The sequence below is a fragment of the Pseudomonas sp. CM25 genome (assembly GCF_013179705.1).
Taxonomy (GTDB): domain Bacteria; phylum Pseudomonadota; class Gammaproteobacteria; order Pseudomonadales; family Pseudomonadaceae; genus Aquipseudomonas.
In genome coordinates, this window is record NZ_JABMCW010000288.1 from 1 (window position 1) to 6,980 (window position 6,980).

The following is a 6,980-nucleotide window of genomic DNA, read 5'->3' on the forward strand; positions in this document are numbered from 1 at the left end:
GATCCTCAGCAAGCTCGGGCCGCAAGGGCGGCTGCTGGGCTTCGACAAAGATCCACAGGCGATTGCCACAGGGCAAGCGCTGGCGGCCGAAGACGGCCGCTTTGTCATTGTGCAGCGCAGCTTTGCCGAGCTGGGCGCGGAAGTGGCCGAGCGTGGCTTGCACGGCAAGGTCAGCGGCGTATTGCTGGACCTGGGCGTGTCTTCGCCGCAGCTGGATGACCCCGAGCGCGGCTTCAGCTTCCTCAATGATGGCCCGCTGGACATGCGCATGAACCCGGGGCAGGGCATCAGTGCCGCCGAGTTCATTGCCACTGCGCCGGTCGAGGAAATCGCTCGCGTGTTCAAGGAGTACGGTGAAGAGCGCTTTGCCGGCCGCATGGCGCGTGCCGTGGTCGAGCGCCGCGAAAAGCAGCCGTTCACCCGTACCGCCGACCTGGCGGAAGTGCTCAAGGTCGCCAACCCTGCCTGGGAGAAAGGCAAGAACCCGGCTACCCGCGCCTTCCAGGGCCTGCGCATCCACGTCAACAACGAGTTGGGCGACCTCGAGGCCGGTCTTGAGGCCGCCCTGGATGCGCTCGAGATTGGCGGCCGCCTGGCAGTGATCAGCTTCCACTCGCTGGAAGACCGCATCGTCAAACTGTTCATGCGCAAGCTGGTGAAGGGCGAGGCCGACAACCTGCCGCGCAACCTGCCGGTTCAGCACAAGGCCTTCGAACCGAAAGTAAAGCTCATCGGCAAAGCCCAGTTCGCCTCCGAAGCCGAGCTCAAGGCCAACCCGCGGTCGCGTAGCGCCGTCATGCGTGTGGCGGAGAAGCTGCGGTGAGCAGGCTCTTTGCCAAACCGTTGCCAGGCGGAAGCTTCCTGATGCTCCTGCTGTTCGTCGGCGTGCTGGTTTCGGCCATCGCGGTGTCCTACAGCGCGCACTGGAACCGCCAGCTGCTCAATACCCTGTATGGTGAATTGAGCGAGCGTGACAAGGCCCAGGCCGAATGGGGCCGGTTGATCCTGGAGCAAAGCACCTGGACCGCCGCCAGCCGCATCGAGAGCCTGGCTTCCGAGCAACTGAAGATGCGCGTGCCTTCGGCTGACGAAGTACGGATGGTGGCGCCATGATGAAACTCGAAGGCGCACTCTACCCGTGGCGCTTCCGCGTGGTGATCGGCCTGCTGGCGATCATGGTCGGTGCCATCTGCTGGCGCATCATCGACCTGCAAGTGGTCGACCGTGCCTTCCTCAAGGGCCAGGGCGATGCGCGCAGCTTGCGGCATATCCCCATCCCGGCACACCGTGGCCTGATCACCGACCGCAACGGTGAGCCACTGGCCGTGAGTACCCCGGTCACCACCTTGTGGGCCAACCCCAAGGAAATGCAGGCGTCCCGCGAACGCTGGCCGCAGTTGGCCGCCGCGCTGGGGCAGAACCCGCAGCAGCTGACCGAGCGCCTGACCCAGCAGGCCAGTAAAGAGTTCATCTACCTGGTGCGTGGCCTGACCCCGGAGCAGGGCCAGCACGTGCTCGACCTGAAAGTGCCGGGCGTGTATGGCCTGGAAGAATTCCGCCGTTTCTACCCGGCCGGTGATGTCACCGCGCACATGGTCGGCTTCACCGACCTCGACGACCACGGTCGCGAAGGGGTGGAACTGGCCTATGACGAATGGCTGGCCGGCGTGCCCGGCAAGCGGCAGGTGATCAAGGACCGGCGCGGCCGGCTGATCAAGGACATCCAGGTCACCAAGAACGCCAAGGCCGGCAAGACCTTGGCGTTGTCGATAGACCTGCGCCTGCAGTACCTGGCCACCCGCGAGCTGCGCAACGCCATTGCCGAACAGGACGCCAAGGCCGGCAGCCTGGTGATCATGGACGTCAAGACCGGTGAAGTGCTGGCGATGGTCAACCAGCCCACCTACAACCCCAACAACCGCCGCAGCATGTTCCCGGCGGCGATGCGCAACCGGGCGATCATCGACGTGTTCGAGCCGGGCTCCACGGTCAAGCCGATCTCCATGAGCGCGGCGCTGCAGAGTGGCCGCTGGAAAACCACCGACAAGGTCGAGGTTTACCCGGGCAGCCTGCAGATCGGCCGCTACACCATCAAGGACGTGTCGCGCAGCGAGGGCCCGATCCTCGACCTGACCGGCATCCTGATCAACTCCAGTAACGTCGGCATGAGCAAGATCGCCTTTGACATTGGCGGCGAGGCCATTTACCGGGTGATGTCCCAGGTTGGCCTGGGCCAGTACACCGGCCTGGGCTTCCCGGGTGAGCGTGTCGGCAACCTGCCCAACCACCGTGAGTGGCGCAAGGCCGAGACCGCCACCCTGTCCTATGGCTACGGTCTGTCGGTAACCGCCCTGCAGCTGGTGCATGCCTACGCGGCACTGGCCAACGACGGCAAGATGGTGCCGCTGTCGATCCTCAAGGTCGACAAGGCCCCGGAAGCCGTGCAGGCGATCCCGAAGGAAACCGCCGAAACCGTCCAGGGCATGCTGCAGCAGGTGATCGAAGCGCCGCGCGGCGTGTTCCGCGCCCAGGTGCCGTTCTATCACGTGGCCGGCAAGTCCGGTACTGCGCGCAAGGCCACGGTGGGCTCCAAGGGCTACACCGAAAACGCCTACCGCTCGCTGTTCGCCGGGTTCGGGCCGATGAGCGACCCGCGCTACGCCATCGTCGTGGTGATCGACGAGCCAGGCAAGGGCGGCTACTTCGGTGGCCTGGTTTCGGCACCGGTGTTCAGCAAGGTCATGTCCGGCACCCTGCGCCTGATGAACGTGCCGCCAGACAACCTGCCGCCACCAACCGAACAACCGCAAGTCAATGCAGCAGCCGCCAAGGGAGGGCGTGGATGATGACAATGCCATTAAGCAAACTTTTCGCCCACGCCAGCCGCGACCCGCTGATCCGTGAACTCACCCTGGACAGCCGCAATGTGCGCCCGGGTGACCTGTTCCTGGCCGTGCCGGGTGCCAAGGTCGATGGCCGCGAGCACATTGCCGATGCCCTGGCCCGTGGCGCTGCCGCCGTGGCCTACGAAGAGCAGGGCGCCAACGTGCTGCCGCTGACCGATGTGGCGTTGATCCCGGTCAAGGGCCTGATCGCCCAGCTTTCGGATATCGCCGGGCGTTTCTATGGCGAACCGAGCCGCCAGCTGAACCTGATCGGCGTCACCGGCACCAACGGCAAGACCAGCGTCACCCAGCTGGTGGCCCAGGCGCTGGACCTGCTGGGCCAGCGTTGCGGCCTGATCGGCACCCTGGGCACCGGCTTTTACGGCGAGCTGCAAAGCGGTCGCCTGACCACGCCGGACCCGATCGCGGTGCAGTCGACCCTGTACGACCTGAGAAAAGCCGGCGCCAAGGCCGTGGCGATGGAGGTGTCGTCGCATGCCCTGGAGCAGGGCCGGGTGGCGGCGCTGGAATTCGACATCGCGGTGATGACCAACCTGTCGCGTGATCATCTGGACTACCACGGCAGCATGCAGGCCTACGAGGCTGCCAAGGCCAAGCTGTTCGCCTGGCGCAGCCTGCGTTGCCAGGTGGTGAACCTGGATGACGATTTTGGCCGTCGCCTGGCACAAGCTTTTGCCCGTCGCCCGAGTACCGATCATATCGAGACCCGGCTGCTCAGCTATAGCCTGGAAAACCCGGACGCCTCGTTGTACTGCCACACGGCGAAGTTCAGTGACGGTGGCGTGTGCGCCACACTGGTCACCGGCCAGGGCGAGCGGACCCTGCGCAGCCAGCTGCTGGGCCGCTTCAATCTCAGCAACGTACTGGCTGCCGTGGCGACCCTGCTGGCGCTGGATTATGCGCTGGACGAGATCCTCAAGGTGATCCCGCAACTGCAGGGGCCGGTGGGTCGCATGCAGCGCCTGGGTGGCGGTGACAAGCCGTTGGTGGTGGTCGACTACGCGCACACCCCTGACGCGCTCGAGAAAGTGCTCGAAGCCCTGCGCCCGCACGCCCACGGCAAGCTGCTGTGCCTGTTCGGCTGCGGCGGCGACCGTGACCGCGGCAAGCGCCCGCTGATGGCCGAGGTGGCCGAGCGCCTGGCCGACCGCGTGCTGGTCACCGATGACAACCCGCGCAGCGAAGACCCGCTGCGCATCTTCGACGACATACGCCCCGGTTTCACCAAGCCTGACGACGTCGAGTTCGTCGCCGGCCGTGGCGACGCCATTGCACACCTGATTGCTTCTGCTGGCGCCAATGATGTGATCGTGCTGGCCGGCAAGGGACACGAGGATTACCAGGAGATCAATGGCGAGCGCCATGATTTTTCCGACCTGACCGAAGCCGAGAAGGCACTTGCCGCCTGGGAGGCTCCACATGCTTAAGCCGATGTCGCTCAGCCAGCTGACCGCAGCACTGGATGCTCAGCAAATCGGTGCCGATGCCACATTCACCGGTGTCAGCATCGACAGCCGCAGCGTCCGCACCGGGCAACTGTTTGTCGCCTTGGCCGGCCCGCGTTTCGATGGCCATGACTACCTGGCTGATGTCAAAGCCAAAGGTGCAGTAGCTGCCCTGGTCGAGCGTGAAGTAGCCGACGTCGACCTGCCGCAATTGCTGGTCAAGGATTGCCGGTTGGCACTGGGTCAGCTGGGCGCCCTGAACCGCGCCGGTTTCGACAAGCCGGTGGTGGCCATTACCGGTTCCAGTGGCAAGACCACGGTCAAGGAGATGCTCGCCAGCATCCTGCGTACCCGGGGCCTTGTGCACGCCACCCGCGGCAACCTCAACAACGATCTTGGCGCGCCGCTTACCCTGCTGGAAATCGCTCCGGAGCACAGCGCCGCGGTGATCGAGCTGGGCGCTTCGCGCATTGGCGAAATCCGTTACACCGTCGGCCTGACCAAGCCTCAGGTTGTCATCATCAACAACGCCGGTACTGCCCACGTAGGCGAGTTCGGTGGCCCGGAGAAGATCGTCGAGGCCAAGGGCGAGATCCTCGAAGGCCTGGGCGAGGGCGGTATCGCCGTGCTCAATCTGGACGACAAGGCTTTTGCCACCTGGAAGGCCCGTGCCGGGTCGCACCAGGTCATCACTTTTGCTCGCAGCAACGAGCGGGCCGATTTCTACGCCACACGCATCGGTCGCGATGCCCGTGGTTGCCCATCGTTCACGCTGCACGGCGCCGGTGAAACGGTCGATGTGCAACTGAATGTGCTGGGTGAGCACAACGTCAGCAACGCCCTGGCGGCGGCTGCAGCTGCCCACGCCGTTGGTCTGAGCCTGAGCGGCATCGCCGCCGGCCTGGCGGCCGTGCAACCGGTCAAGGGCCGCACCGTGGCGCAGATTGCGGCAAACGGCGTGCGCGTGATCGACGACAGTTACAACGCAAATCCCACCTCGATGTGCGCAGCCATTGATATACTCGCCGGCTTTTCCGGACGCACCGTCCTGGTGCTTGGGGATATCGGCGAACTGGGGCAATGGGCGGAAGAAGGCCACCGTCAGGTGGGTGACTACGCGCGTGGCAAGGTAGACGCCCTGTACGCAGTGGGTTCCAACATGACACATGCGGTCCAGGCGTTTGGCGCCAATGGCCGCCATTTCGCTACTCAAGCTGAGCTTATCGACGCGGTTAGCGCCGAAAATGCCAGCGATACCACTATCTTGATCAAGGGCTCGCGCAGCGCTGCGATGGAAAACGTCGTGGCGGCATTGTGCGGTGCCAGCGGGGAGAAACATTAATGCTGCTGCTGTTGGCCGAGTATCTGCAACAGTTCCACAAAGGCTTCGCGGTCTTCCAGTACCTGTCCCTGCGCGGGATCCTTGGTGTACTGACCGCGTTGTCCCTGGCGCTGTGGCTGGGGCCGTGGATGATCCGTACCCTGCAAATTCGCCAGATCGGCCAGGCCGTGCGTAACGACGGCCCGCAATCGCACTTGTCCAAGTCCGGCACCCCGACCATGGGTGGTGCGCTGATCCTGTCCGCCATCGCCATCAGCACCTTGCTGTGGGCCGACCTGTCCAATCGCTATGTGTGGGTGGTGCTGATCGTCACCCTGGCGTTCGGCGCCATCGGCTGGGTCGACGACTACCGCAAGGTGATCGAGAAGAACTCCCGTGGCTTGCCGAGTCGCTGGAAATACTTCTGGCAGTCGGTATTTGGCCTGGCTGCGGCCGTGTTCCTGTACAAGACCGCGCCGACCAGCGTCGAAACCACGCTGATCCTGCCGTTCATCAAGGACGTGACCATTCCGCTGGGCGTGGGCTTCGTGGTGCTGACGTACTTCGTCATCGTCGGCTCCAGCAACGCGGTCAACCTCACCGATGGCCTCGACGGCCTGGCAATCATGCCAACGGTGATGGTCGGCGGCGCCCTGGGCATCTTCTGCTACCTGTCGGGTAACGTGAAGTTCGCCGAATACCTGCTGATTCCCTACGTACCGGGCTCGGGCGAGCTGATCGTGTTCTGTGGTGCGCTGATCGGCGCCGGCCTGGGCTTTCTGTGGTTCAACACCTATCCGGCGCAAGTGTTCATGGGTGACGTCGGCGCGCTGGCGCTGGGCGCAGCGCTGGGCACCATTGCCGTGATCGTTCGCCAGGAAATCGTGCTGTTCATCATGGGCGGCATCTTCGTGGTGGAAACCCTGTCGGTGGTTATCCAGGTCGCCTCCTTCAAGCTGACCGGCAAGCGCGTGTTCCGCATGGCGCCGATCCACCACCACTTTGAACTCAAGGGCTGGCCAGAGCCACGGGTGATCGTCCGCTTCTGGATCATCACCGTGATCCTGGTGCTGGTTGGCCTTGCAACCCTGAAACTGAGGTAGATGAGCGTGTCTTTGATCGCTTCCGACCAATTCCGCATCGTTGTCGGCCTCGGCAAGAGCGGCATGTCCCTGGTTCGCTTCCTGGCGAGCCGGGGCATTGCCTTTGCGGTCGCCGACACCCGCGAGCAACCGCCGGAACTGGACACCCTGCGCCGTGACTACCCGCAGGTGGAAGTGCGCTGTGGCGAGCTGGACGTCGACTTCC

At 64.3% G+C, this 6,980-nt stretch carries 6 protein-coding genes and 1 pseudogene; all 7 read left to right on the forward strand.

Annotated features, from left to right (window positions below; all coding sequences use genetic code 11):
- Positions 1–823: 16S rRNA (cytosine(1402)-N(4))-methyltransferase RsmH (rsmH, locus tag HP546_RS23215; RefSeq protein ID WP_172230008.1), on the forward strand; the 823-nt coding region annotated here is incomplete at its 5' end.
- The gene (ftsL, locus tag HP546_RS23220) at positions 820–1,113 is read left to right on the forward strand and encodes a cell division protein FtsL (protein WP_172230011.1); all 294 of its coding nucleotides are present in this window, start codon (positions 820–822) and stop codon (positions 1,111–1,113) included. The genes rsmH and ftsL, both read left to right, overlap by 4 nt.
- The gene (locus HP546_RS23225; RefSeq protein WP_172230020.1) at positions 1,113–2,846 is read left to right on the forward strand and encodes a penicillin-binding protein 2; all 1,734 of its coding nucleotides are present in this window, start codon (positions 1,113–1,115) and stop codon (positions 2,844–2,846) included. The genes ftsL and HP546_RS23225 overlap by 1 nt, the downstream gene beginning before the upstream one ends.
- Positions 2,843–4,333 (forward strand): UDP-N-acetylmuramoyl-L-alanyl-D-glutamate--2,6-diaminopimelate ligase, encoded by a 1,491-nt coding sequence (locus tag HP546_RS23230; RefSeq protein ID WP_172230014.1) that lies wholly within the window; start codon positions 2,843–2,845, stop codon positions 4,331–4,333. The genes HP546_RS23225 and HP546_RS23230 overlap by 4 nt, the downstream gene beginning before the upstream one ends.
- On the forward strand, positions 4,326–5,693 hold the full coding sequence (gene murF / locus HP546_RS23235; RefSeq protein ID WP_172230017.1) for a UDP-N-acetylmuramoyl-tripeptide--D-alanyl-D-alanine ligase: 1,368 nt from the start codon (positions 4,326–4,328) through the stop codon (positions 5,691–5,693). The genes HP546_RS23230 and murF overlap by 8 nt, the downstream gene beginning before the upstream one ends.
- On the forward strand, positions 5,693–6,775 hold the full coding sequence (mraY, locus tag HP546_RS23240; protein WP_043198036.1) for a phospho-N-acetylmuramoyl-pentapeptide-transferase: 1,083 nt from the start codon (positions 5,693–5,695) through the stop codon (positions 6,773–6,775). The genes murF and mraY overlap by 1 nt, the downstream gene beginning before the upstream one ends.
- A gap of 6 nt (positions 6,776–6,781) precedes the next feature.
- Positions 6,782–6,980, forward strand: a pseudogene (gene murD, locus HP546_RS23245) (UDP-N-acetylmuramoyl-L-alanine--D-glutamate ligase); the annotation flags it as partial.

What these genes read in the sequence shown, in the direction of transcription:
- HP546_RS23225 (WP_172230020.1), top strand. Translation starts at nt 1,113, where the DNA reads ATGAAACTCGAAGGCGCACTCTACCCGTGGCGCTTCCGCGTGGTGATC.
- HP546_RS23230 (WP_172230014.1), top strand. Translation starts at nt 2,843, where the DNA reads ATGATGACAATGCCATTAAGCAAACTTTTCGCCCACGCCAGCCGCGAC.
- murF (WP_172230017.1), top strand. Translation starts at nt 4,326, where the DNA reads ATGCTTAAGCCGATGTCGCTCAGCCAGCTGACCGCAGCACTGGATGCT.
- mraY (WP_043198036.1), top strand. Translation starts at nt 5,693, where the DNA reads ATGCTGCTGCTGTTGGCCGAGTATCTGCAACAGTTCCACAAAGGCTTC.